Annotated in this window: 23 protein-coding genes; 14 read left to right on the top strand and 9 right to left on the bottom strand. The window is 73.3% G+C overall.

Annotated features, from left to right (window positions below; all coding sequences use genetic code 11):
- Window positions 1-137: 137 nt before the first annotated feature.
- From ACFZBT_RS13255 to ACFZBT_RS13245, 3 genes are all read left to right on the top strand, one after another.
- Window positions 138-2,348 carry an MMPL family transporter gene (locus ACFZBT_RS13255; protein ID WP_391102190.1) on the top strand — a complete coding sequence of 737 codons (2,211 nt, stop codon included), beginning with the start codon at window positions 138-140 and terminating at the stop codon, window positions 2,346-2,348.
- A 107-nt stretch (window positions 2,349-2,455) separates the two neighbouring features.
- The gene (locus tag ACFZBT_RS13250) at window positions 2,456-3,709 is read left to right on the top strand and encodes a histidine kinase (RefSeq protein ID WP_391102188.1); all 1,254 of its coding nucleotides are present in this window, start codon (window positions 2,456-2,458) and stop codon (window positions 3,707-3,709) included.
- On the top strand, window positions 3,688-4,368 hold the full coding sequence (locus ACFZBT_RS13245; RefSeq protein WP_391102185.1) for a response regulator: 681 nt from the start codon (window positions 3,688-3,690) through the stop codon (window positions 4,366-4,368). Before ACFZBT_RS13250 ends, ACFZBT_RS13245 begins: the two co-directional genes overlap by 22 nt.
- A gap of 10 nt (window positions 4,369-4,378) precedes the next feature.
- Here ACFZBT_RS13245 and ACFZBT_RS13240 read toward each other — a convergent pair whose 3' ends face one another.
- The 6 genes from ACFZBT_RS13240 to ACFZBT_RS13215 form a co-directional block, all read right to left on the bottom strand.
- Window positions 4,379-5,554: a serine hydrolase gene (locus ACFZBT_RS13240; protein ID WP_391102183.1), complete on the bottom strand. Its 1,176-nt coding sequence runs from the start codon at window positions 5,552-5,554 to the stop codon at window positions 4,379-4,381.
- 95 nt (window positions 5,555-5,649) lie between these two features.
- A complete protein-coding gene (locus ACFZBT_RS13235; protein WP_391102181.1) occupies window positions 5,650-6,363 on the bottom strand; it encodes a response regulator in 714 nt (237 codons plus the stop codon).
- A complete protein-coding gene (locus ACFZBT_RS13230; protein ID WP_391102179.1) occupies window positions 6,360-7,529 on the bottom strand; it encodes a histidine kinase in 1,170 nt (389 codons plus the stop codon). The genes ACFZBT_RS13235 and ACFZBT_RS13230 overlap by 4 nt, the downstream gene beginning before the upstream one ends.
- A gap of 31 nt (window positions 7,530-7,560) precedes the next feature.
- Window positions 7,561-7,881 (bottom strand): GYD domain-containing protein, encoded by a 321-nt coding sequence (locus tag ACFZBT_RS13225; RefSeq protein ID WP_391102177.1) that lies wholly within the window; start codon window positions 7,879-7,881, stop codon window positions 7,561-7,563.
- 73 nt (window positions 7,882-7,954) lie between these two features.
- Complete coding sequence (locus tag ACFZBT_RS13220) at window positions 7,955-8,614, bottom strand: response regulator (protein WP_391102175.1); 660 nt, start codon at window positions 8,612-8,614, stop codon at window positions 7,955-7,957.
- The gene (locus ACFZBT_RS13215) at window positions 8,593-9,765 is read right to left on the bottom strand and encodes a histidine kinase (protein WP_391102172.1); all 1,173 of its coding nucleotides are present in this window, start codon (window positions 9,763-9,765) and stop codon (window positions 8,593-8,595) included. Before ACFZBT_RS13215 ends, ACFZBT_RS13220 begins: the two co-directional genes overlap by 22 nt.
- 111 nt (window positions 9,766-9,876) lie before the next feature.
- On the opposite strand from ACFZBT_RS13215, the gene ACFZBT_RS13210 reads away from it, so the two are divergent.
- Both ACFZBT_RS13210 and ACFZBT_RS13205 read left to right on the top strand, forming a co-directional pair.
- Complete coding sequence (locus ACFZBT_RS13210; RefSeq protein WP_391102170.1) at window positions 9,877-10,653, top strand: ATP-binding cassette domain-containing protein; 777 nt, start codon at window positions 9,877-9,879, stop codon at window positions 10,651-10,653.
- Complete coding sequence (locus tag ACFZBT_RS13205) at window positions 10,650-13,031, top strand: FtsX-like permease family protein (protein WP_391102168.1); 2,382 nt, start codon at window positions 10,650-10,652, stop codon at window positions 13,029-13,031. The genes ACFZBT_RS13210 and ACFZBT_RS13205 overlap by 4 nt, the downstream gene beginning before the upstream one ends.
- Before the next feature lie 77 nt (window positions 13,032-13,108).
- Here the strand turns inward: ACFZBT_RS13205 and ACFZBT_RS13200 are convergent, their stop codons facing one another.
- Entirely contained in the window at window positions 13,109-13,492 is a 384-nt protein-coding gene (locus ACFZBT_RS13200) for an ArsR/SmtB family transcription factor (RefSeq protein WP_391102166.1), read from the bottom strand.
- A 97-nt stretch (window positions 13,493-13,589) separates the two neighbouring features.
- Between ACFZBT_RS13200 and ACFZBT_RS13195 the strand changes: the two genes are divergently transcribed.
- Complete coding sequence (locus ACFZBT_RS13195; RefSeq protein WP_391102163.1) at window positions 13,590-14,843, top strand: MFS transporter; 1,254 nt, start codon at window positions 13,590-13,592, stop codon at window positions 14,841-14,843.
- Window positions 14,844-14,976: 133 nt separating this feature from the next.
- Here the strand turns inward: ACFZBT_RS13195 and ACFZBT_RS13190 are convergent, their stop codons facing one another.
- Window positions 14,977-15,996, bottom strand: a complete 1,020-nt coding sequence (locus ACFZBT_RS13190) for an aldo/keto reductase (RefSeq protein ID WP_391102160.1) — start codon at window positions 15,994-15,996, stop codon at window positions 14,977-14,979.
- A 109-nt stretch (window positions 15,997-16,105) separates the two neighbouring features.
- Between ACFZBT_RS13190 and ACFZBT_RS13185 the strand changes: the two genes are divergently transcribed.
- The 5 genes from ACFZBT_RS13185 to ACFZBT_RS13165 all read left to right on the top strand — a co-directional run bounded on the left by ACFZBT_RS13185 (window position 16,106) and on the right by ACFZBT_RS13165 (window position 19,367).
- The gene (locus tag ACFZBT_RS13185) at window positions 16,106-16,720 is read left to right on the top strand and encodes a TetR family transcriptional regulator (protein ID WP_391102158.1); all 615 of its coding nucleotides are present in this window, start codon (window positions 16,106-16,108) and stop codon (window positions 16,718-16,720) included.
- Window positions 16,717-17,160, top strand: a complete 444-nt coding sequence (locus ACFZBT_RS13180; RefSeq protein ID WP_391102155.1) for a hypothetical protein — start codon at window positions 16,717-16,719, stop codon at window positions 17,158-17,160. Before ACFZBT_RS13185 ends, ACFZBT_RS13180 begins: the two co-directional genes overlap by 4 nt.
- A gap of 294 nt (window positions 17,161-17,454) precedes the next feature.
- Complete coding sequence (locus ACFZBT_RS13175; RefSeq protein WP_391102153.1) at window positions 17,455-18,150, top strand: DJ-1/PfpI family protein; 696 nt, start codon at window positions 17,455-17,457, stop codon at window positions 18,148-18,150.
- Window positions 18,151-18,338: 188 nt separating this feature from the next.
- Window positions 18,339-18,521: a hypothetical protein gene (locus ACFZBT_RS13170; RefSeq protein ID WP_391102151.1), complete on the top strand. Its 183-nt coding sequence runs from the start codon at window positions 18,339-18,341 to the stop codon at window positions 18,519-18,521.
- Between the two features lie 168 nt (window positions 18,522-18,689).
- A complete protein-coding gene (locus ACFZBT_RS13165) occupies window positions 18,690-19,367 on the top strand; it encodes a hypothetical protein (protein ID WP_391102149.1) in 678 nt (225 codons plus the stop codon).
- Window positions 19,368-19,390: 23 nt separating this feature from the next.
- Here ACFZBT_RS13165 and ACFZBT_RS13160 read toward each other — a convergent pair whose 3' ends face one another.
- Window positions 19,391-21,103 carry a SpoIIE family protein phosphatase gene (locus ACFZBT_RS13160; RefSeq protein ID WP_391102146.1) on the bottom strand — a complete coding sequence of 571 codons (1,713 nt, stop codon included), beginning with the start codon at window positions 21,101-21,103 and terminating at the stop codon, window positions 19,391-19,393.
- 318 nt (window positions 21,104-21,421) lie between these two features.
- On the opposite strand from ACFZBT_RS13160, the gene ACFZBT_RS13155 reads away from it, so the two are divergent.
- The 3 genes from ACFZBT_RS13155 (at window position 21,422) to ACFZBT_RS13145 (ending at window position 23,026) form a co-directional block, all read left to right on the top strand.
- Complete coding sequence (locus tag ACFZBT_RS13155) at window positions 21,422-21,820, top strand: DUF5994 family protein (RefSeq protein ID WP_391102143.1); 399 nt, start codon at window positions 21,422-21,424, stop codon at window positions 21,818-21,820.
- A gap of 23 nt (window positions 21,821-21,843) precedes the next feature.
- The gene (locus ACFZBT_RS13150) at window positions 21,844-22,311 is read left to right on the top strand and encodes a DUF5994 family protein (protein ID WP_391102141.1); all 468 of its coding nucleotides are present in this window, start codon (window positions 21,844-21,846) and stop codon (window positions 22,309-22,311) included.
- Window positions 22,312-22,459: 148 nt separating this feature from the next.
- On the top strand, window positions 22,460-23,026 hold the full coding sequence (locus ACFZBT_RS13145) for a DUF5994 family protein (RefSeq protein WP_391102139.1): 567 nt from the start codon (window positions 22,460-22,462) through the stop codon (window positions 23,024-23,026).
- The last annotated feature ends 2 nt before the right edge of the window (window positions 23,027-23,028 follow it).

Below are 23,028 nucleotides of genomic sequence, written 5' to 3'. Positions count from 1 at the left end.
TACCCGAGGCGGACCCGTCGGCCCGGTCGTACTGCGTTCTCAGTAGTCCGGATTGTCGGCAGCCGCACGACGACGCGGGGGCCATGTCACGGACACGCTTGGCGGACGATCGACACCGGATGTGGAGACCTGCTGCCGTGGCAACTTTCCTGTATCGAGTGGGCCGTCTGGCCTTCCGGCGACGCTGGTACGTCGCCCTGGTCTGGGCGGCCGTCCTGGCCGCCGTGGGGCTCGGCGCCCTCAAGGCGCCGGGCGCCGTCGACGAGGAGTTCTCGATGCCCGGCATCGAGTCCCAGAAGGCCTTCGACCTCATGGAACAGCGCTTCCCGGGCGCCACCGCCGACGGGGCGACCGCCAGGGTCGTCTTCATCGCGCCGGGCGGCGAGAAGGTGACCGCCGCCGAGCACAAGGAGGCCATCGAGAAGGCCGTGTCCGGCCTCGGCGACGGCACGCAGGTCGCGAGCGCCGTCGACCCGTTCCAGGCGAAGACGATCAGCAGGGACGGCTCGACCGCCTTCGCGACCGTCACCTACAAGGTCAAGTCCACCGACCTCACCGACGCCAGCCGGACCCAGCTGGAGCACACCATCGAGGGAGCCCGGGACGCCGGGCTGACGGTCGAGGCGGGCGGCACCGCGCTGGCCGCCGAGGGCGGGCCGGGCGGCATGGCGGAGGTGATCGGCGTCGCGATCGCCGCCGTGGTGCTGCTCGTCACCTTCGGCTCGCTGGCCGCCGCCGGGCTGCCCCTGCTGACCGCCGTCATCGGCGTCGGCGTCAGCATGGCCACGATCCTCGCCCTGTCCTCCGCCCTCGGCCTGTCCACCACCACCGGCACCCTGGCGATGATGCTGGGCCTCGCCGTGGGCATCGACTACGCCCTGTTCGTGGTCTCCCGCTACCGGGAGGAGCGCGCCAAGGGCGGTACGCCGCAGGAGGCGGTCGGCATGGCCGTCGGCACGGCCGGGTCCGCGGTGGTCTTCGCCGGGCTCACCGTCGTCATCGCGCTGGCCGGGCTCGCCGTGGTCGGTATCCCGATGCTCACCAAGATGGGCCTGGCAGCGGCGGGCGCGGTCGTCGTCGCCGTGCTGATCGCGCTGACCCTCGTCCCGGCGTTCCTCGGCTTCTGGCCGAACGCGGTGCTCCCGCGCAAGGCCCGCAAGAGCGGCCGGATCGAGGAGAGCACCGAGACCAACGGCGGAGCGCGCTGGGCCAGGTTCGTCCTGCGCCGCCCCATACCCGTCCTGCTCCTCGGGGTCGTCGGCCTCGGCGCCCTCGCGCTGCCCGCGGCCGACCTCCAGCTGGGCATGCCCGGCGACGAGGCCAAGCCCACCTCCACCACCGAGCGCCGGGCCTACGACGCGCTCGCCGAGGGCTTCGGTCCTGGCTTCAACGGGCCGCTGACGATCGTCGTGGACGGCAAGGGCGCCGCCGACCCCAAGGGGGCCGCTGACTCGATCGCCAAGGAGATCGGCGCCACGAAGGGCGTCGTGTCCGTGTCCCCGGCGCGTTTCAACGACGCCGGCGACACCGCCGTCTTCTCCGTCGTGCCGTCCACCGCGCCGACCGACGAGAAGACCAAGAACCTGGTGACGACCATCCGGGACGAGCGGCCCGGCATCGAGTCCGGCACCGGCGCGAGCTACGAGGTGACCGGCAGCACCGCGATGAACATCGACATCGCCGAGAAGGTGCAGTCCGCGCTCGTCCCGTATCTGATCGTCGTGGTCGGTCTGGCGATCGTGCTGCTGCTGGTGGTCTTCCGGTCGCTGCTCGTCCCGCTCAAGGCGGCCCTCGGCTTCCTGCTGTCGGTGCTGGCCTCGCTCGGCGCGGTCGTCGTGGTCTTCCAGCAGGGCCACGGCGCGGAGCTGCTCGGCGTGGAGCAGACCGGCCCGATCATGAGCCTGATGCCGATCTTCCTGGTGGGCATCGTCTTCGGCCTCGCGATGGACTACGAGGTGTTCCTCGTCTCCCGGATGCGGGAGGCCTACGTCCACGGCGAGTCGCCCGCGCAGGCGGTCACGTCCGGCTTCCGGCACAGCGCGCGGGTGGTCGTGGCCGCGGCCCTGATCATGATCGCCGTCTTCGCCGGGTTCATCGGCGAGAGCGACTCCATGATCAAGATGATCGGGTTCGGGCTCGCCTCCGCCGTCCTCTTCGACGCCTTCGTCGTACGGATGGCGATCGTGCCCGCCGTGCTCGCCCTGCTCGGCGACAAGGCCTGGTGGCTGCCGAAGTGGCTGGACCGGGTGCTGCCCCGGGTGGACGTGGAGGGCGAGGCGCTCAGCCGTCGGACCGAGACGGAAGCGGCTGCCGGCCCCGCGCCCGATCTGGAACCGGCCCGCACCTGACACCCCCCTCACCAGGGCCGCCCGTGGCGAAGGACACGGGCGGCCTCTCGGACGTTCCCGCCCGGAGTCGACCACGATGGTGCACAGCCCACCGACCGGAGAGACCGATGAACATCAGTCTGGAGCGGCGCTACCAGGATCGCCTCGAGGAGTTCTCGGCACGCCACACGTTCCTCGTCGACCTCGCGCTGGTCATGGCGCTGATGGGCTGCGCGACCCTCGGCGGCTCGCTCACCATGCCCAGCGCCGACCCGCCGGACCAGGACAAGACCGCCGTCGCCCTCATGGGCGTGGCCTGTCTCGCCCTGCTCAAGCACCGCACGCACCCGCGCACCGTCCTCGTCGTCGCCGGGAGCTGCACGGTGGCGGCGGTCGCGATGGGCTATCTCCTCACGCCCCTGCTGCTGGCGCCGATCATGGCGGCGCTGTACTGGCTCGCCACCCTCACCGACCGTAGGACCACCCGCGTCTACGGCGTCACCACCACGCTGGCGGTGGTCGTCGCGGCCGTGTTCTCCGACTCCATGGACCACCTCTCGCTGCTGCTGAGAACGATCGGCCCGTTCTTCTGGCTGCTGCTGCCCCTCGCCGCCGGCAACATGACGAGGCTGCGGCGCGCCTATCTCCAGGCCGTGCAGGCCCGGGCCGAACACGCCGAGCGCACCCGGGAGGAGGAGGCACGCCTGCGCGTCACCGAGGAACGGATGCGCATCGCCCGGGAACTCCACGACGTCGTCGCCCACCACATGGCCCTGGCCAACGCCCAGGCCGGTACTGCCGCACACCTCGCGCTCACCAACCCCGAGCAGACCCAGAAGATCCTCACCGACCTGACCGGCACCACGTCCTCCGCGCTGCGCGAGCTGAAGGCCACGCTCGGCCTGCTGCGCGACAACGACGACGTCCCCGGCTCCCCGGGCCTGGAACCGTCCCCGGGCCTGGCCCGGCTGCCCGAGCTGGTCGCGGCGTGCGAGTCGGCGGGCCTGGAGGTCACGGTCGTCACGGAGGGGGAGCCGCGGCCGCTCTCACCGGGCGTGGATCTGACGGCCTTCCGGATCGTGCAGGAGGCCCTCACCAACGTCACCAAGCACGCCGCCGCCGAGGCCGCCCACGTCCGCCTCGAATACACCCACTCCCGTCTGCTGATCACGGTCCTCAACGAGGGCCCCGGCAGACCGGAGCCCGCCCAGGGGCGCGGCTTCGGCGTCATGGGCATGCGCGAACGCGCCCACTCCATCGGCGGCGAGCTGTGCGCGGGCCCCCGCCCCCAGGGCGGCTTCGAGGTCACCACCGCGCTGCCGCTGCAACCGTCCACCGACCCCGAGGAAGGAACCAGGCCATGGGCATCAGGGTTCTGCTAGCCGACGACCAGGCCCTGCTGCGGGCCACGTTCCGGATCCTCATCGACTCCTGCGCGGACATGGAGGTGGTCGCCGAGGCCTCCGACGGCGCGGAGGCGGTGGAGCTGACCCGCGCCCACCGCCCCGACATCGTCCTCATGGACATCCGCATGCCCGGCACCGACGGCCTCACCGCCACCGCGGCGATCTGCGCCGACCCGGAACTGTCCGCCACCCGCGTCCTCATCCTGACCACCTTCGAGACCGAGGACTACGTCGCCGAGGCCCTGCGCGCCGGTGCCAGCGGCTTCCTCGGCAAGGACGTCACCGCGGACACGCTGCTGACCGGTCTGCGCACGGTGGCCTCCGGCGAGTCCCTCCTCTCCCCGTCCGCGACCCGCTCCCTCATCACCCGCTTCCTGCTGGCCCCCGCCCCCGGCACCCATCTGGCACCGCCGGAACGCCTCGCCGACCTCACGGTCCGCGAACGCGAGGTGATGGCCCTGGCCGCGGAGGGCCGGTCCAACACCGAGATCGCCGAGGACCTGACCCTCAGCCCGCTGACCGTGCGCACCCACATCCACCGGGCCATGACCAAGCTGGACGCCCGCGACCGGGCGCAACTGGTCGTCATCGCCTACCAGACGGGGCTGGTACGGGCGACTCCGCCGGCGGGGTGAGGGGTGACGGCTACGGTCTGCCGTAGGCCGCCACCATGATGTTCTCGGCGACCTTGTTCATGCCCTGGCCCTTGGCGTCGGTGGAGTTGACGCTGTAGACGAGGGTGCGGGAGCCGTTGCGGGTGGAGGCGATGGCCGCGTTGTAGCCCCAGCGCCCGCCCGTCTTGCCCCACACCTCGCGCCCGCCCAGCTCCGTCATGGAGAGCCCGACGGAGTAGGCGGCCGGCTTCCCCGTCTTGAAGTCGGTCACCTCCGGCAGGGTGAACATCTCCTCCAGCAGCGGTCCGCGCACGACCCGCCCCTGGAACAGGGCCTTGGTGAACCGTTCCAGGTCCGCCGTGGTCGAGATGACGTCCCCGGCCGCCCAGCCGTCCGTCACCCCCCACACGGACACGTCACGCAGCCCGGTCGTCCCGTCGGCGAGCCGCATCCGCTGGTATCCGCGGTTGTGCGGGCCGACGATGCGCGGGTTCGCCCCCGGGTAGGAGGTGCCGTCCAGCTTCAGAGGCTTGAGCACCCGTTCGGCGACCTGGTCCTCGTACGAGTCGCCGGTGACGCGCTCGACGATCAGCCCGGCGACCGTGTACCCGATGTTGAGGTAGTGCTGTCGCTCGCCCGGCGCGAACTCGGGCTTCTTCGACGTCGCCGAGCGGACCATGGCGCGGGGGTCGTGCACCTGGAGGCGGTTCTCGTACCACTCCTCGACGGTGGTGCCGGGGAAGTCCGGGGCCGGGATGCCGTGCGTGTGGTTGAGGAGCTGCCGGACGGTGACGTCCTCGTACGCCGCCGGGATCAGGTCCGGGAGGTAGGAGCGGGCGGTGCGGTCGAGGTCCAGCCGTCCCTCTTCGGCCAGTTGCAGGGCGACGGCGGCGGTGAAGACCTTGGTCACGGAACCCGCGCGGAAGCGGGCGGCGGGGTCGGCGGGCCGGTTGCTCCGCAGGTCGTGCACGCCCGAACTGCCCCGCCAGCTGCCCTCCTTGCCACCGACGCGCACGAGGGCGGCGGTCCCGTCGGCGGTCGGGAGGCCCGCGATGGCGGCTTCCAGGGCGGGGATCGGGGACTGCGCGGACACCACGGCGGCCGGTGCGGGGGCCGCCGTGGCGGAGGCGGCGGCCGGGAGGACCGACGGCCCCGCCACGACTCCCACGACGAGCACGGCGACGGTCAGCAGACGGGCACGGATCATGGTCAACTCCGGGGATCGGAACCGGTGTTCTGGACGGCTCCATCCTCCGGAGAGGCGGCGATGAGCGGATCGCCCCCGCGGGCGGTTCCGGCGGGTCAGTTCCTCGCCGACGCGGGGGAGGAACCGGCCCGGCCGGATCCCCCGGGCGGGGGATCACCGGCCGCGACCAGCCCTGTCTCGTACGCGCAGATCACGGCCTGGATCCGGTCCCGCAGCCCCAGTTTCGCCAGCACGTTGCCGACATGCGTCTTCACCGTGTGGTCGCTGACCACCAGTTCGGCGGCGATCTCGGCGTTGGACAGACCTCGCGCGAGCAGCAGCAGCGTCTCGCGCTCCCGCCCGGTCAGCACGTCCAGGCGGGGATCGGGGCGGCGGGGCCGGGCGGCGGCGGGCCGGGTGTACTGCTCGACCAGGCGCCGGGCCACGGACGGCGCGAGCAGCGAGTCGCCCCGGGCGACGACCCGTACGGCGTGCACGAGATCGTCCCGCCGCACGTCCTTGAGCAGGAAGCCGCTCGCGCCCGCGTGCAGCGCCTCGTACACGTACTCGTCGGAGTCGAAGGTCGTGAGCATCACGGTCCGGCAGTCGCCCAGGGCGGTGATCGAGCGGCAGGCCTCGATGCCGTCCACGCGCGGCATCCTGATGTCGAGCAGCGCCACGTCGGGCGCGTGCCGCCGCACCGCCTCGACCGCCTCGGCCCCGTCGCCCGCCTCCGCGACGACCTCGATGTCCGGCTGCGCGTCCAGGATCATCGCGAATCCGCCGCGCACCAGCTCCTGGTCATCGGCCACCACGACCCGGATCGTCACCGTGCCGGCTCCGCGGCGGCGGGTACGGGGAGCGTCACGCGCACTTCGAACCCCCGGCCGTCCGGGCCCATCCCCAGCACGGCGGTACCACCGTGCGCCGCGGCCCGCTCGCGGATGCCGACGAGTCCGTGCCCGCCGCCGATGCGGGACCCCTGGGGCCCTCGCCCGTCATCGGTCACTTTGACGTCCAAGTCACCGCTCCTGTAAGTGAGTTGTACCGCGACGGTACGCGCTCCGGCATGCCGGACGGTATTGGTCAGGGACTCCTGGACGATCCGGAAGACGGTCGCGGCGACCGCCTCCGGCACGGGCCGGACGTCTCCCGTCGTCCCGTACGTGACATCGAGGCCACCGGCCCGCACCCGGTCGAGGAGTGCGGGCAGCTCCGCGAGGCCCGGCTGCGGCTCACGCGGGGCGGCGCCGTCGTCGTCCCCCTCCCGCAGCAGGCCCAGCATCCGGCGCAGCTGTGTCATGGCGTCCCGTCCGGTCGCGGAGATGGCGTCGAAGGCGGCCTCCGCGCGCTCGGGCGCGGCACGCACCGCCACCGGTCCGGCCTCCGCCTGCACGATCATCAGGCTCACGGCGTGGGAGAGGATGTCGTGCATCTCCCGTGCGATCCGGGCCCGTTCGCGTGCGGCGGCCCGCTCGGCCTCGACGCGGTGCGCCCGCTGACGGGCGTCGGTGTGCCGTCCGAGGACGTAGGCGGCCGTGAACACGATGAGGGTGAAGGCCAGTTCACGTGCGGACCGCGTGTTGAGCCACACCCCCACCGGCACGGCGACCAGCAGCACACCCGCGGTCACGAGCCGCTTGCGCGCGGGCGACAGCACGGCAATCGTGTACACGACCACGAGCCCGGCGTACGGCAGCGGCTGCCCGGGCCCGTCCACGGCCAGCCCGTACAGCGCGCCCGCGGCCAGCACCGCGAACAGCACGGCGAGGGGGGCGCGCCGCCGCCAGACCAGGGGCAGCACGGTGAGCGTGCTCAGCCCGTACGCGCCCCAGGTCGCGGGCGGCAGCCCGGCGGCGCGCGGCACGACGAACGGCATGGTCATCGCGCCCTGCACGAGCAGCGCGACGCCGATGTCGACGACGAGCGGATTGGCGGCCGCAAGCGTCCGCGCGTACTCCCACCACCCTCGCGGGTCCCTGCGTATGCCCCCCATGCGTCACAAGGTATGCGCCCCGACGCCCGCTTCACGCTCCAGGTGCGCGGAACGCGACCTGCCGGCGGGTCGCCTCGTCGATCTCGTCGAGGGTGAGCAGCGGGGTCGCCCGGGTCTGGATGGCACCGCTGGCCTTGACGGTGAGACTCACGGCGGCCATGGAGACGGTGTCGGGGAAGTCGACGATCATCACGAGGTCGTCCGCCCCGAAGGCGTAGTACATGGCCTCGACGTCCCCGCCGAGCCCGGTGACGACCTGCTCGACGGCGGCCCGCCGCCCGCTGGCACCCTCCTTGAGCAGCCCCTTGGTGCCTTCGGGGGTGTATGTGGCCTGGATGAGGAACTTCGGCATGGGGCATGCCTTCCCGGGGCCGCGTCGGGCTGCTCCGCGGAACGCCTCCATTCACCCGTTGGCGCCATACGGGTCAGGCCCGGAGATAGGCCAGTACAGCCAGCACGCGGCGGTGGTCGTCGGGGGCCGACGGGGACAGGTCGAGCTTGTGGAGGATGCTCGCGATGTGCTTCGCGACGGCGGCGTCCGTGACGACCAGGCGGCGGGCGATCGCCGCGTTGGAGCGGCCCTCGGCCATGAGGGAGAGGACCTCGCGTTCGCGGGGCGTGAGCCGGTCGACCGGGTCGCGGCGGCGGGCGAGGAGCTGGCGTACGACCTCGGGGTCGACGACCGTCGCCCCGGCGGCCACGCGGGTGACGGCGTCGGCGAACTCCTCGACGTCGCCGATGCGTTCCTTGAGGAGATAGCCCGTGCCGACGCTGTCGCGGCGGTCGTCCAGGAGCTCGTCGGCGAAGGTCTGCTCCACGTACTGGCTGAGGACGAGAACCGCGAGTCCGGGCTGCTCGGCCTGGAGCAGCCGGGCCGTGCGCAGTCCCTCGTCCGTCTGGCCGGGTGGCATCCGGACGTCGGTGATCACCAGGTCCGGCCGGTGTTCCCGGGCGGCGGCGAGCAGCGCGGGGCCGTCGCCCACGGAGGCGAGGACCCGGTGGCCGAAGCGCTCCAGCAGGTGGACGAGACCTTCGCGCAGGAGGACGGCGTCCTCCGCGATGACTATGCGGAGGGACTGCCGCACGGGATCTCCGCCCTGAGGAGTGTGGGCCCGCCGGGCGGGCTGGACAGGAGCATTCTGCCGTCCGCCGCGGCGACGCGGTCGGCGAGGCCGACCAGGCCCGTACCGCGGGCGGGGTCGGCGGCGCCGGAGCCGTCGTCCTCGATGTCGAGGCGGAGCACACCGCCGTGGCAGCGGGCGGTGACGCGGCATCGGCGGGCGCCGCTGTGCCGGGCGATGTTGGTGAGGGCTTCGGCGGTGACGTAGTACGCCGTCTGCTCGACGGTGGCCGGCAGGCGGCCGGGGAGGTCGAGGTCGAGGTCCGTGGGGACCGGGCAGCGTCCGGCGATGTCCCGTGCGGCGGCGGGCAGTCCGCGTTCCGTGAGGATCTGCGGATGGATGCCCCGGATCAGTTCACGCAGCTCGGTGAGGGCCTCCTTGGCGAGGGCGTGGGCCTCGGCGACCTCTTTCGCCGCCGGGCTGCCGGGCGGCAGGTCGAGGCCGGCGAGGCCCAGTTTCACGGTGAGGGCGACGAGGCGCTGCTGGGCACCGTCGTGCAGATCGCGCTCGATGCGGCGCCGTTCGGTCTCGAAGGCGTCGACGAGGCGGGCCCTGGACCGTACTACCTCGCGCAGTTCGCGGTCCTTCGGGAGGAGCACGGCACGGGTCACGGCGGCGCGGACGCCGGCCCACGCGGCGACGGGGTACGCGGCCACGGGCAGCAGCAGGGCACCCGCGAAGGGTCCGGCCACGGCCTGCCAGGTGGTTGCGGTGGGCTGGAAGGGCGCGAGGAGCAGGAAGCCCGGGATGCCGAGCGAGACGAGGACGACGCCGAGGTCCATCCAGCCGACCGCCAGGACCGACACGACGCCGTAGCCGACGGCCCGTGGACCGCCCGGGGACTCCGGTCGTTCGCCGGTGTCGACGAGTGCGAGCCGGCGCCGCTCCAGGGGCCCCGCGAGGGCGGCGGCGAAGACCAGCACGGCTCCCGCGCAGAGCACCCTGGCGACCGTGCCGATGGGCGAGCCGAACAGTCCACCGACACCGAGGTAGACACCGGTCGCGAACGTCCCGCCGGACAGCAGGTACCCCAGTGCGCGCCACGGCCAGCGGGTGCGGAGAAACCCCAACGGGCTGCGGGTGAGGGCCTCCAGGACGGTGCGGGGGGTGGTCACGCGGTCGACCGTAGCGGCGCGGGGCGGCGCGGGCAGTAGTGCCAGGTGGAGTATCGGCTCTAGCCCGTGCGGCAATGTGCCGGGCGGTGCGGCCGTCGTTGTCTGGAAGGCATGACCACAGCCAACACGACTTCCCTGCGGGGCACTTCGACCGTGCCGCCGCCCGTCCGGCTCCGGTCGGTGACCAAGCGCTACGGCTCAGGCGAGCGCGGCGTCACCGCCCTCGACGACGTGAGCCTCGACTTCGCGGCCGGGACGATGACGGCCGTCATGGGCCCCTCCGGTTCCGGCAAGTCCACCTTGCTGCACTGCGCGGCGGGCATCGACCGGCCGAGCGCGGGCGAGGTGCTGATCGACGGTACGGAACTGGGCGGGCTGGACGAGAACGCGCTGACGGTGCTGCGCCGGGAACGGGTCGGGTTCGTCTTCCAGGCGTTCAACCTGGTGTCGGCGCTGACCGCCGCGCAGAACGTCGAACTGCCCCTGAGACTCGCGGGGTCCCGCCCGGCGGCGGACGAGGTGCGGGCGGCCCTCGCCGCGGTCGGGCTCGCCGACCGTCACGGGCACCGGCCGAGCGAACTGTCCGGGGGCCAGCAGCAGCGCGTCGCCATCGCGCGGGCGGTGATCGCGCGGCCCGCCGTCCTCTTCGCCGACGAGCCGACCGGCGCGCTGGACAGTGCCGCCTCGCGGGTCGTGCTGCGGCTGCTGCGCGACCTGGTGGACAGCCGTGGTCAGACGGTCGTGATGGTGACGCACGACCCGGCCGCGGCGGCGTACGCGGACCGGGTGCTGCTGCTGGCCGACGGACGGCTCGCGGACGAACTGCCGGGTGCCGAGGGCGCCGAGGCGATCGCGGCGCGGACGGCGGCCCTGGAGGTGCGGTCGTGATCAGCCTGGCGACGGCGAGGGAACGGTGGACCTCCTTCCTGGGGTCGTTCGTGGCCGTGGCGCTGGGCGTCGCGGTCGTCACGATGAGCGCGCTGGTCCTGCTGTCGGACGGTACGGGTGTGCCGCGGCGGCTCGCGGGGGCGCCGGTGCTGGTGCAGAGCCCGGCGGGGGAGCAAACCGGCGGGGTGTTCGCGGAGAACCCGCCGTGGGCACCGGAGCGCGCCGAGCGGCTGCGGCGGAAGCTCGCCGGACTGCCGGGCGTGGCCGCCGCGGTGTCCGACCGGTCGTTCTACGCGCAGGCACCGGACAGCGAGCAGCGCGCGGGGGAGCGGCAGGGCCACCCCTGGTCGGCCGCGGCGCTCGCCTCGTACGGCCTGAGCGCGGGCAGGCCGCCGGCCACGGCGGGCGAGATCGTCATGGACGCGTCCCTCGGGCACCGGCCGGGTGACCCGGTCACGGTACTGACGGCGCGCGGGCCGCAGCGCTTCTCGGTGTCCGGGACGATGGCCGGACCCGGCTACTACGTCACCGACGGCAGGGCCGCCGAACTGTCGGGCGGAGTACGGGCCATCGGCCTGGTCCTCGAACCCGGCACCGGCACCACTCGGGTCGCGGACGCCGCGCGCCGCGTCACCGGCGGCGACGGCACGGTCCTGACCGGTGCCGCCCGGGACGCGCTCGCGCCGCGGCAGGACGAGATGACCCGCTGGATCGGCGGCCAGGTGCTCACCGCCATGGCGCTGCTCTCCGCTTTCGTCACCGTCTTCAACGTGTCCTCGACGTTCGCGTTCGCCGTCGCCCAGCGGCGCCGCGAGTTCGGTCTGCTGCGCACGATCGGCGCCACGCCGCGTCAGGTGCGGCGGCTGGTGTACGGGGAGGCCCTGGTGGTGGGGGCCGCCGGCGCCGGCGCGGGGGCGATCGCGGGAGTGGCGCTCGCGCCCGCGATGACCGGGCTGCTGGTCGACGCGGGTTTCCAGCCGGCGGGGTTCGAGGTGGGCATCCGCTGGTGGGTGCCGGCCGCCGCCTGGGCCCTGGGCGTGGCGGTGGCACTCGCCGGCGCGGGTGCCGCCTCGCGACGGGCGTCCCGGGTGAAGCCGCTGGAGGCGATGCGGGAGGCGGCGGTGGACAGCCGTCCGATGACCCGCCGCCGGTGGGGCACAGGGCTGGCGGCGGTAGGCGTGGGCGCGGTCTGCTCGGTGGGTACGGCCTTCGCCGGGGCCGATGCCATGGTGCTGCTGGCCCTGGGCGCGGCCATGGGCCTGACGGCCGGACTGACCCTCCTCCTGCCGGCGTTGGCCGGGCCCCTGACCGGGGCGCTGACCCGGCCGCTCGCCCGGCGCCCCGGCGCGACGGCCGTGCTCGTACGCGAGAACATGATCACCGCCGTGCGCCGCACGTCCGCCACGATCGCCCCGGTGCTGGCGACCGTCGCCTTCGCCGTGCTGATCACCAGCGCCGTGCAGACCACCCAGAGTGCCGATACCACCCGGCAGGCAGCGGCCGTACGGGCCGAGGCGGCGGTCGTGCCACGGGGGACGCCGGGCCTGTCGGACGCCGCGGTCGCCCGGGTCGAGGGCCCGGCGCCGCTGTCGACGACGGTCTACGGCGGTGAGGGCGGGGCGGCCCTGTCCGCGGCCGGGGTGGCGCCCGACTTCGAACGGACGTACGCGGTGCGGGTGCCGCGGGGGAACGCCGTCGTCGTCACCGCCGCGGTGGCCGCCGCGCACGGCTGGCGGGAGGGCCGTACCGCCGTACTCACCTTCGAGGACGGCCGTGTCCTGCGTCCGCGCGTGACCGCCGTGGTGGACGATTCGATGCCGTACCAGGTGTTCCTGCCGCGCGAACTGGTCCGCGCCCACGACCCGTCGGCGCTGGCCGACGTCGCCTACCGCACGGGTCCCACCCGCGCCCCGCTCCCCGCCGGACTCGGCGCCGAGGAGGTGTCGGTGGCGGCGTACGCGGCCTCGGACGACGCCGAGGAGGACCGGCTGGTGCGGCGCTTCACCCTGATCCTCGTGACCATCACGGCGGGCTACACCATGATCGCCGTCGCCTCCACCCTGCTGGCGGCCACCGCCGGCCGGACACGGGACTTCCGCGTCCTGCGCCTGTCCGGTGCGACACCGCGCCAGGTGCTGCTGGCACTCGTGGCCGAGACGGGCTGTGTCGTCACCCTGGGCGCGGTTCTGGGCCTCGCGGTGGCCGCTCCCGCCCTGTTCGGTACGGTCCACGGTCTGCGCGGGGAACTGGGCCTGCCGGTCGAGTTGGCGGTGGCCTGGCCCTGGGCCGCGGGCGTGGTGACCGGCTGCCTGCTGGTAGCCGTCGCGGCCACCGTCCTCCCGGCCCGGGCCGCGCTCCGGCGGATGCGGCGGGGGTGACGGGCCGGGAGGGCGGTGAGGCGTGCTGCGATCAACCGCTACCGGCCCTCGGCGGTGGTACCCCTGGCCGCCCCGCGTCAGCTCGGCGTCTCGGGGGCCCATGCCGCCACCAGGCCCAGCAGGCCGGGGAAGCGGGCTTCGAGGTCGGTGACGCGGACGTGGCTGCGGCGTTCCAGGCCGTACTGGCGTTGGCGGGTGACGCCGGCCTCGCGCAGGGCCTTGAAGTGGTGGGTGAGGGAGGACTTGGGGCGGTCCAGGCCGAACCAGCCGCAGGAGTGGTCGAACGCCTCCGACTCCAGGAGCAGTTTGCGCACGATCGTCAGCCGCAGCGGGTCGCTCAGCGCGCCCAGCACCGCCTCCAGACGCAGTTCCTCCGCCGCCGGCTCGGGCAGCGGCTCCGGCAAGTCTTCCGGTTCCGGCATCACCTTGATGGCCGGCACGTCGTGAGCCGTCGCGGACATGGGCAGCTCCCTGGCAGCCGAATCGCTTGTACGAGTTTCATCGTACTGCATGCTAAGTTCGAGAAAACTCGTACTGAGCTTGCCGGAGGGATCCACCATGTCCGAGAGTCAGGCCGCACCCCGTACCCCCACCTGGTGGGTGTGGCTGGCGGCGTGGCCGGTCACGGCCGTCTTCGTGCTGTCCAACGCCGCGACCCCGCTGTATGTGCTGTGGCAGCGCGACATCGGGTTCTCCAAGGGCACCCTGACCGTCGTCTTCGCGTTCTACATCGTCGGGCTGCTCGGCTCGCTGCTCGTCTCGGGCGTGGTCTCCGACCGGCTGGGCCGCAAGCCCGTGCTGCTGCCCGCCCTCGCCCTGGCGCTCGCCGCCTGCGCGATCTTCGCGACCGCCACGACCGTGACCGCGCTGATCATCGCCCGGCTGTTCACCGGCATCGCCGTCGGCGCCGTCGTCTCCGCGGGCATGGCCGCCGTGACCGACGTCGCGGGCCCGGAGCGGGGGCGACTGGCCGCCCTGCTCGCATCCTGCGCGATGGTCTTCGGCGCAGGCCTCGGCCCGCTGCTCGCCGGCCTGCTCTCCGAGACGCTGCCGGCGCCCACCGTGACCGTCTTCGCCGTCGAGGCGGTCCTGCTGGTCACGGCCGTCCTCGCCGTGCTGCGCATGCCCGTACGCCGTCCCGCCGCCCGCGGGAAGGGCGCCTGGGTGCGCGTACCCGGTGTGCCGCACGGCAACGGCGTCCATCTCGCCCTGGGCATAGCGGTGTTCGCACCCGGCATCACCGCCACGTCCTTCGTGCTGTCGCTCGGCCCCACCCTGCTGACCGAACTGCTCGGCACCGCCAGCCGGATCGTCGCCGGAGCCACGGCGTTCGTGATGTTCCTCGCCGCCACCTGCGTCCAGTTCGCCGTACGGAAGCTGTCCCGGCGCACCATCCTGACCGCCGGTGCGATCAGCACCACGCTGAGCATGGGCGCCCTGATCGTCGCCGTGCACACCTCGTCGGCCGCCCCGCTCGTCGCCTCCGCGCTGCTCGCCGGGTCCGGCCAGGGCATGGGCCAACTCGGCGGTCTGTCGCTGCTCAACTCCGGCGTTCCGCCGCAGCGGCTCGCCGAGGCCAACGCCGCGCTGAACGTGGGCGGTTACCTCCCGGCCGGGCTGCTGCCGGTGTCCACCGGCTATCTGATGGACGCCGTCGGCCTGCCCGCCGGGGCCACCCTGTTCGGAACAGTCCTGATGGGCCTTGCCGTCGTCGGCGGTTCGGTCGTCCTGTTCGGCCACGGCCGGGGGTCCCGGGCCGGGACCCGCGTACCCGCCACGACCACATCGTCCTCACGTCGGGCGCCGAGCTGAACCCGCACGCAGATTCACACCCTGACAGTGACACTCACTCATACATAGTTGCGCTCACTTACTCGATCTCAAGGGCCAGCAGGTGAAAACCCCTTACATCACCATCGAGGACGCCTGACACGTCCCCGGCCGGTCAGCGGCGCCGCAGTGACGGGTCGAGCAGCGCGGGCGGGGTGTCGTGCTTCTCGTGCGGGGCCAGGTCGGTGCCGGGCGGGACGATCGCGTCGATCGCGTCGAGCACGTCGGCGGTGAGCACGGTGTCGGCGGCGGCGAGTTGCGCGGTGAGGTGGTCCGGCGTGCGGGGGCCGATCAGGGCGCTGGTCACGCCGGGATGCGCGGTCACGAAGCCGAGTGCCAGCTGGATCATGGTCAGTCCGGCCTGGTCGGCGACCCCGGCGAGTTGCTCGACGGCGTCGAGCCTGGCCCGGTTGGCGGGAAGGGAGGTGTCGAAGCGCTCCGGCATGAACGTCGAGCGGTTCGTGGTGATGTCCCGGCCCTCGCGGACGGCGCCCGTCAGCCAGCCCGAGGCGAGCGGGCTCCACACCAGCACGCCGAGCCCGTACTCCTGCGTGACGGGCAGGACATGGGTCTCGATCCCGCGCTGGAGGACCGAGTATCCGGGCTGTTCGGTGACGTAGGGACTCAGCTGCCGCTCGCGGGCGGCCCACTGGGCCTGCACGATGCGGTACGCGGGGAAGGTCGAGGAGCCGAAGTACCTGATCTTCCCCGCGCGTTGCAGGTCGGTGAGTGCCGACAGGGTCTCCTCGTCTCCGGTGCGCGGATCCCACCGGTGGATCTGGAACAGGTCGACGTGGTCGACCCCGAGGCGGCGCAGGCTGCTCTCCAGCGCGGTGACCAGCCAGCGGCGCGAGGCGCCCTGGTGGTTGCGCTCGTCGCTCATCGGCATGCTCGCCTTCGTGGCCAGCACGATGTCCTCGCGGCGGCCCGCGATGGCCTTGCCGACCATCTCCTCGGACTCGCCACCGCTGTACCTGTCGGCGGTGTCGATGAGGTTGATCCCCGCTTCCAGGGCGGCGTCGACGAGGGCGGTGGCCTCGTCCTGGGTGGTGCGCCCGATCCGTCCGAAGTTCATCGCGCCGAGCGCGAGGGAGCTGACCTGTACGCCGGTGCGGCCCAGGGTGCGGTACTGCATGACCGTGTCTCCTCTGGCATCATGAGGGAAGCGGAACAGCGTTCCGCTTACTACGATACGGAACACTGTTCCGTTTCTGCAAGAGTGAGTTCCGAGGAGGAGCGACGCGGTGAACGGCAGTGGCGAGGACGAACGGCGCGCGGCACCGTCCCGGCGCAAGGACGCCCGGCGCAACAAGGCGGCCCTGCTCGACGCGGCCGCCGCGGTCTTCGTCACGTCGGGCGTGGAGGCGCCGGTGCGTGACATCGCGGCCAGGGCCGGTGTCGGGGTGGGCACGATCTACCGCCACTTCCCCAACCGGGCGGACCTCGTCATCGCCGTCTACCGGCACCAGGTCGACGCCTGCGCCGAGGCCGGACCGGCCCTGCTGGCGAGCGCCGCTAGCCCGCACGCCGCACTGCGGCGGTGGATCGACCTCTTCGTCGGCTTCCTGGTGACCAAACACGGCCTCGCCGCCGCCCTGCACTCCGACGACGCCGGCTTCGAGACGCTGCACGCCTACTTCATCGACCGACTCGTGCCGGTCTGCGCCGAGTTGCTCACCGCCGCGGCCGACGCGGGTGAGATCGACTCCGGCATCGAGGCGTACGAGCTCATGCGCGGCGTGGGAAACCTCTGCATCGGCGCGGACAGCGACCCCCGCTACGACGCACGCCGCCTGGTCGGACTCCTCATCGCGGGACTGCGCCGTCCGGCCGGCGGAGCGGAAGCGACAGCGTCGTGATCAAGTGGATGCCCCTGGGCGCCGGAGCCAGGCCCGTCCCCCAGCCGGTGGCGACCCCGCTGGTCTGGGCCGGGGCCTTCGCGGGCGCGCCGGCGCTGGTGGCGTGCCTCAACACCGTGGTGGGGCCGGACCGTCCGGAGTTGGCCCTGCCCGCGCTGTCCGTGCTGGCCGCCGTGCTCGGCCTGGGCGCCCGCTTCACCGCCGCCCCCGGAACGGCCCTGCTCTGCTGGCTGTTCCTCAACGGCTTCGTCATCCCGCCCGCCGGCACCCTCACCTGGGCCGGGCACCGTGACACCACATGGCTGGCCTGCCTGTTCGCCGCCGCCCTCCTGGGCACGGCCCTGGCCCGCCTGGCCCACGCCCGCGCCGCCTACCGCCGCCTCACCCCCAGGAACGCCCGCTGCGACGGCGGGCACGGCGAAGGGCCGTACGACTCCTAGTCCGGGTGGGATCGTCTGGAAGCCGCAGACCGACGTCGAGAGCCGGCCGTCCTGGCAGCCCCCGGTCACCACCAGGTTCAGATCGGCGTGGGCGGGTAGCCGCCTGCCGGTACCGGTGGCATCGGGCGTCCGGTTCGCCATGACGCCGGAGCGGCCGCCGGGACGCATCGGAGTGTCGATGGCCGAAATCGGCTCTCCCGTGGGTACTCCGATGGAGACCGGTTCCGGCGCCGGAGCGACGACGCGGCCGGACCACGTGGACCCACCATCCCTCAGAACGCGTAGGAGCACCCCATGGCGAAGATCCTTTTCCTGATGACCGGCTCCGACCACTGGACGCTGGCCGACGGCAGCAAGCACCCCACCGGCTTCTGGGCCGAAGAGGCGGTCGCCCCCTATGAGGCGTTCAAGGCCGCCGGCCACGAGATCACCGTGGCCACTCCGGGCGGCGTCGTCCCGCCGGTCGACCCGGGCAGCCTGGCGCCGGAGGCCGCGGGCGGCGCGGAGAACGCCGCGAAGATCAAGGCCGTGGTGGAGGGCGCCGCGGAGTTCCGGACCCCGCTGACCCTGGCCGACGTACGTCTCGACGACTTCGACGCGGTGTACGTCCCCGGCGGCCACGGCCCGATGGAGGACCTGGCCGTCGACACCGACTCCGGCCGCCTCCTCGCCCGCGCGGTGGAGTCCGGGCTGCCGGTGGGCGTGGTCTGCCACGGTCCGGCCGCGCTGCTGCCCGCGGTGAAGGAGGACGGCACCAACGCCTACGCCGGCTACCGGATCACCGCCTTCACCAACACCGAGGAGCGGCTCGCCGGCAGCGCCGACAAGGCGAAGTGGCTGCTGGAGGACCGGCTGACCGAGGCCGGGCTGACGGTCGTGACCGGGGAGCCGTGGGCGCCGCACGTCCGGGTCGACCGCAACGTCGTCACCGGCCAGAACCCGGCCTCCTCCGCTCCGCTCGCCGCCGAACTGCTCAAGAAGCTTCCCTGACCCTGACACCGCACTGACGAGAAGGACACCCCCGAACCGCGACGGCCCCCGGATGAAGGACGGCCTCGCGTTCCGCTTCGGCACCTTCGGCTTCCCGCCGCCGGACACCCTGGTCGGAATTCCGGGCCCCGGCCGAGGGCGTCCCCGGCCGCCTGTCCGGGACCGCGAGGCAGGACGGCACGCCGGAGGTGCGACTGGACGCGCTGCACGCCTGGCTGGTCGAGGACCCGCCCGGCGGCCGGGTGCGGATCCTGACCCGGGAGACGCGGACCGGCCGGCCCGCCGCGGCCCTCGCGGCCGAGTGCCCGGACCCGATGCCCGACGGGCACCAGGTCCGGCTGGTCGGCCTCGTCACCGCCGCCTCCAGGTAGCCGCACCACCCGGGGTTCCCGGCCGTGGCCCCGGCGGACGGGTGCGCGGCCGGGAGTACCGTGGAGGTACCGAGAGCCCTTCGCGCACCGGCCCCGACACCGGTGCCGCCCTCGGCGACGACGACACACCGGGTCGGGTCCTCCCGTGCCCGGAGCAGGGCTTGCCTGATGACGGTGCACGTTCCGGTCGCGCCGACGACCACGGAGCTTCCCGGGCGGCAGGCCGTCCCGGACCGCCGAGACACGCTGAGGCCGCGTCCGCCGCGGCCGGAGCGTGGCTCCTCGCCCCGTGAAGGCGCCCGGGTCCGTGAGCTGACCCGGTGTCAGGTCACGGACCGGCTGGGGGAGCTGGGCGATCTGTACGCGGACACCTCAGGCGGCGGCCCGTGGGCGTGGAACGAGGCCCGCGGCGCCTTCCTGCGACGGCTGGCGGCCGACGCGAGGCGACCGGGGTTCTCGCTGCTGATCGCCGAGACCACCGCCCTGACCGGGTGCGCCTACGGCTTCCCCGTACGCGGCGACGGGCCCTGGTGGGAAGGCTTCGACGGCTACCTCCCGAGGAGTCTGCTCCGTCTCGCGGGCTCCGGGCGGCTCTTCGTGGTCTGCGTGATCCTCGTGCAGCCCTGGGTGCGCCGGCAGAACCAGGACCGCGCCTGGAACCTCGCCCGTCGCCTCCAGCGGCGGCTGCTCACCGACCACGGCGCCACGGTCGGCGTCACGCTGGTCAACCGCTCCGACGCCGGGACCGTAAAGGCGCTGCGGTCCTGGGGGTGGCGGTGTCTCGAAGGCGACACCCCGGGCACCCTGCCCCCGGGTCCGGTCCGCGTCCTGGTCCTGGGGACCTGAGCGCCGCGACCCCGTCACCGCCGTCACGGCATCGGCAGCCGCAGGGCCAGGAGGGCCACGTCGTCGGTGCTGCCGGGCGGCATCCGGGCGAGCAACTGGTCGCACAGCGTGTCCAGCGGTGCGTCGGCGAGCGCGAGGGCATGGCGGCGCAGCCGGCCGAGGCCGGTGTCGAGGTCGCTGCCGGGGATCTCGATCAGGCCGTCGGTGTAGAGCAGCAGGGTGGAGCCCGGCGGCAGTTCCTGCGTGGCGTTCGGCCGGTTGCCGGTGCCCAGGCGGGCGCCGAGGAGCAGTCCCTGTCCGGCTTCGAGGTACCGGGCGTCTTTGCCGGGGGTGAGGAGCAGCGGCGGCGGATGGCCGGCGCTGGTCCACCGCAGCGTCCACGGGCCGGTGTGCGGGTCGCCTTCGACCCGGGCGAGGACGAGCGTGGCCAGGGGGACGGTGGTGATCGCCGGCATGGCGTCGTCGAGCCGGTCGATGACGGCGCCGGGCTGTCCGATGTGGTCCCAGGCCAGTGAGCGCAGGACACCGTGCAGTTGGGCCATCCCGGCCGCCGCGGTCAGGTCGTGGCCCACGACATCGCCGATGACCAGCGCGAGCGTGCCGTCCTTCAGCGCGAACGCGTCGTACCAGTCGCCGCCGACCTGGGAGCCGGCCGGTGCGGGCTGGTAGCGGGCGGCCAGCCGCAGCCGGCCGGGCCGGGGCAGCGGGGCGAGCAGGTTGCGCTGCATGGCCTCGGCGACGGCCCGCTGGCGGCCGAACCGCCGTGCGTTGTCGATGACCAGGCCGACCCGCCGGCCGATGTCGCTCACCACCGCCACGTCCTCGGTGTCGAAGGGGTGCGCCCGGTCGGTGCGCACCACGGTCAGGGCGCCGGTGATCCGCTGCCCGGAGCCCAGCGGCACCGTGAGGGCGGAGGTCGCGGCCGCCGCCCGCAGGAAGTCGCTGTGGACGGTGGCCAGGGGGGAGCCGGGCGGTGTGGCCCTCTCCGCCTCGTTCCGCAGGACGGGATCACCACCGCTCAGTACCTGGACCAGGGGTGAGCCGTCCGCCTCGCCGGCGTCGGGCAGCTGCTCACGCCTGCCCTCCAGACCGGCCTCCCGGCCCGCGGGACCGGTCACCGCGACCCGGTGGACCTGTCCGGAAGTGGTCAGGAGGTCCACCGCCGCCCAGTCGGCGAGGCGGGGCACCAGCAGGCGGCCCAGCCGGGCGAGGGCCTCGTCGGTCTCCAGGGTCTGCCCCAGGACGTCGGTGATCTCCGCGACCAGCGTCAGCCGCTCGGTGCGGTCCTCCAGGGCCTTCGTGTAGGCCGCGCGTTCCCGACGCACCCCCTGGTCGCCGGTGAGGTCGGTGAACAGCACCGCCATGCCCTCGAAGGAGCCGTCGTCCGCCAAGGGGGAGGCGGACCAGGAGATCGTGACCAGGTGGCCGTCACCGCGCAGACAGCGGTCGCCCTCCCCGCGTGCGGAGGCCCTCTCGGCCAGCGCCTGGAGCAGGGGGCACCGCTCCCGGCGGAGCGGGCCGCCGGACGCGTCCCGGTGCAGCAGTTCGTGCGCGTCCTGACCGAGCATCGCGGTGGCGGTACGGGCCAGCAGCCGCTCGGCGGCCGGGTTGACGGCGCGGATCCGTCCGGCCGGGTCGACGACCATCAGGGCTGTGCCCAGCTGCTCGACGACCCGCAGCCAGAGTCCCGGCCCGGCCGCAGGCCCCGGCCGTCCCTCGTCGTCCACACCGGGCACCGCACCCTCCACCACGCCGCCCCTCAGTCAGGGCAGCCTCTCACCGAAGACCGCCGGGCGCATCAGAATGGCCGCGGTGCCCGCCGTGTGAACGTGATACCGATTCCGAACCGTCCCGAACCGTCCCGGTTGTTGCACAGGTGGGAGTACGGTGGAGACCACGAGTACTTCCGTATGCCGGAATCGACCGGCCCCGGACCGTCGCCTCGTCTCCGGCGAGTCCATGCGAGCACCTTCCCTCCAGAGCACCTCACCCGTTCCCACTGGGGCAGCCCGTGACCCCGGCCGCGCCATCCGCATCCAGGCCGAGGAGCCGTCATGACCACCGCACTGCAGCCCCAGATTCCCACCCGGCCCGCCCTCCGGATGCGTCTCGCGCCCCGCAGCGACATGCCCCGGCCCATCGACGGAGCATGGTGGCCCCGTTCGTACGATCTGCTCGCGGAACTTCCGTCGCTGCTCGCGGGGTTGCCGCGCGCGTGGGGCCAGATCACCAGCGTCACCGTCAACGGGACGGTGTGGTCGGCGGTGCCCGGCCGCACGCTCGTCTTCAACCAGGTCGTACGGCTGCACAGGGCCCTCGCCGCGTCCGCCCCGCACACCGCCGTCCTGCTCGCCCCCGGCCGGGGACGCTGGGACCTGCTGGTCGTGCCTCCGGACACCGCCGAGGAGGCGGCGGAACCGCTGATGGCGGCCGCCGCGAGCGATCAGGAGTGACGACAGCGAAGCAGGCGAGTGCGATGGCCGACTCCTCATCCGCCCGTACGACCAGGCTCCTGCCGGACGCCGTCCACCAGGCCGTCCGCCCCGGGACGGCTGTCGTACGGCTGGAGACGACGCATGACCGGCAGGGCGTGCTCGACGGGGCGTGGTGGCCGCGTTCCCGCGACATCGCCGCCGAACTGCCCGGCCTGATCTCCGCACTGACCGAGTACCTCGGGCCCGTCACGCGTGTCGGCCTGGACGCCGGCGCCTGGGAAGGGCTGCCGACACGGATGACCATCGACGGCCGTGTCGTCCACATCGATTCCTTCGCGGCAAGTGACGACACCGCCCTCATCACCCGGGGCGAGCGGGATCTCTTCTCGCTCCTCGTGGTCCCGTCGCACGCGACGCCGGACGCCGCGCGCGCGGCCATGGCCGAAGCCGTCCGCGCCGGCAGCGTGACGCGAGCCGAACGGATCCTTCTCGACACCGGCAGCGCATAGGCCGGGCCTCCGTACGGTCCGTCGGGCCTGTTCGAGGAGTACGCTGGAAATACCGAGGATATTTCGAACACCGGCTGCCAGGCTCGTGTCGTTTTCGGCGATCGAATATTCGGGCCGGTCGCGACCGGCCCGGGGCAGGGTTCGCGTCATGACTGCGACCATTTCCCACCCGCCGACGACCGAAGCCGAAGACCGGTTCTCCCCGGCCTCTCCGCGTCTGTCGCTGGCTCCCGTCGGCTCCGCCCCGGCTCTGCTGGACGGCGCCTGGTGGCCCCGCTCCCGCGATCTCGCGGCGGAACTCCCGGCCCTGGCCGCCGTACTGGATCCGCTGTGGGGGCGGATCACACGGGTCACGGTGAATCCCACGCGGTGGCCGGTCGTTCCACGCAAGGTGCCCGTCGCCGGGCATGTGGTGAACGTGGGCTGGTTCCTGGCCGAGCAGGACCCCGATGAACTGCTGTTGCTCTCCTACCACGTGGGCCGCTGGAACCTCCTGGTCGTCCCGCCGCAGACCACGCCCGACTCGGCCGCCTGGCTGATGGCCGCCGCGAGTGACCCACACGGCACGCTGACCGCGAGCCGGTTGACGGAGGAGGCGGAGCGCCTGCGGACACTGCGCGAAGCCGACCGGGCCGTGGAAGCGGTCTGGGACTCCGAAGGCGGGCATGAGGCCCGCGACTCGGCCGCACGTCGACGCATCCCGACGGGAAGGTGAGG

This window comes from Streptomyces sp. NPDC008137 (genome assembly GCF_042957035.1).
GTDB lineage: Bacteria > Actinomycetota > Actinomycetes > Streptomycetales > Streptomycetaceae > Streptomyces.
Note: the sequence above shows the minus strand (reverse complement) of the source record. Positions and strands in the feature narration are given on the sequence as shown.

Bases quoted from the DNA above. Each gene is read 5' to 3' on its own strand.
- ACFZBT_RS13175 (WP_391102153.1), top strand. From the start codon at position 17,455: ATGGCGAAGATCCTTTTCCTGATGACCGGCTCCGACCACTGGACGCTG.
- ACFZBT_RS13190 (WP_391102160.1), bottom strand. From the start codon at position 15,996: ATGCAGTACCGCACCCTGGGCCGCACCGGCGTACAGGTCAGCTCCCTC.
- ACFZBT_RS13210 (WP_391102170.1), top strand. From the start codon at position 9,877: ATGACCACAGCCAACACGACTTCCCTGCGGGGCACTTCGACCGTGCCG.
- ACFZBT_RS13165 (WP_391102149.1), top strand. From the start codon at position 18,690: ATGACGGTGCACGTTCCGGTCGCGCCGACGACCACGGAGCTTCCCGGG.
- ACFZBT_RS13195 (WP_391102163.1), top strand. From the start codon at position 13,590: ATGTCCGAGAGTCAGGCCGCACCCCGTACCCCCACCTGGTGGGTGTGG.
- ACFZBT_RS13150 (WP_391102141.1), top strand. From the start codon at position 21,844: ATGGCCGACTCCTCATCCGCCCGTACGACCAGGCTCCTGCCGGACGCC.
- ACFZBT_RS13225 (WP_391102177.1), bottom strand. From the start codon at position 7,881: ATGCCGAAGTTCCTCATCCAGGCCACATACACCCCCGAAGGCACCAAG.
- ACFZBT_RS13155 (WP_391102143.1), top strand. From the start codon at position 21,422: ATGACCACCGCACTGCAGCCCCAGATTCCCACCCGGCCCGCCCTCCGG.
- ACFZBT_RS13240 (WP_391102183.1), bottom strand. From the start codon at position 5,554: ATGATCCGTGCCCGTCTGCTGACCGTCGCCGTGCTCGTCGTGGGAGTC.
- ACFZBT_RS13250 (WP_391102188.1), top strand. From the start codon at position 2,456: ATGAACATCAGTCTGGAGCGGCGCTACCAGGATCGCCTCGAGGAGTTC.
- ACFZBT_RS13245 (WP_391102185.1), top strand. From the start codon at position 3,688: ATGGGCATCAGGGTTCTGCTAGCCGACGACCAGGCCCTGCTGCGGGCC.
- ACFZBT_RS13145 (WP_391102139.1), top strand. From the start codon at position 22,460: ATGACTGCGACCATTTCCCACCCGCCGACGACCGAAGCCGAAGACCGG.
- ACFZBT_RS13230 (WP_391102179.1), bottom strand. From the start codon at position 7,529: ATGGGGGGCATACGCAGGGACCCGCGAGGGTGGTGGGAGTACGCGCGG.
- ACFZBT_RS13200 (WP_391102166.1), bottom strand. From the start codon at position 13,492: ATGTCCGCGACGGCTCACGACGTGCCGGCCATCAAGGTGATGCCGGAA.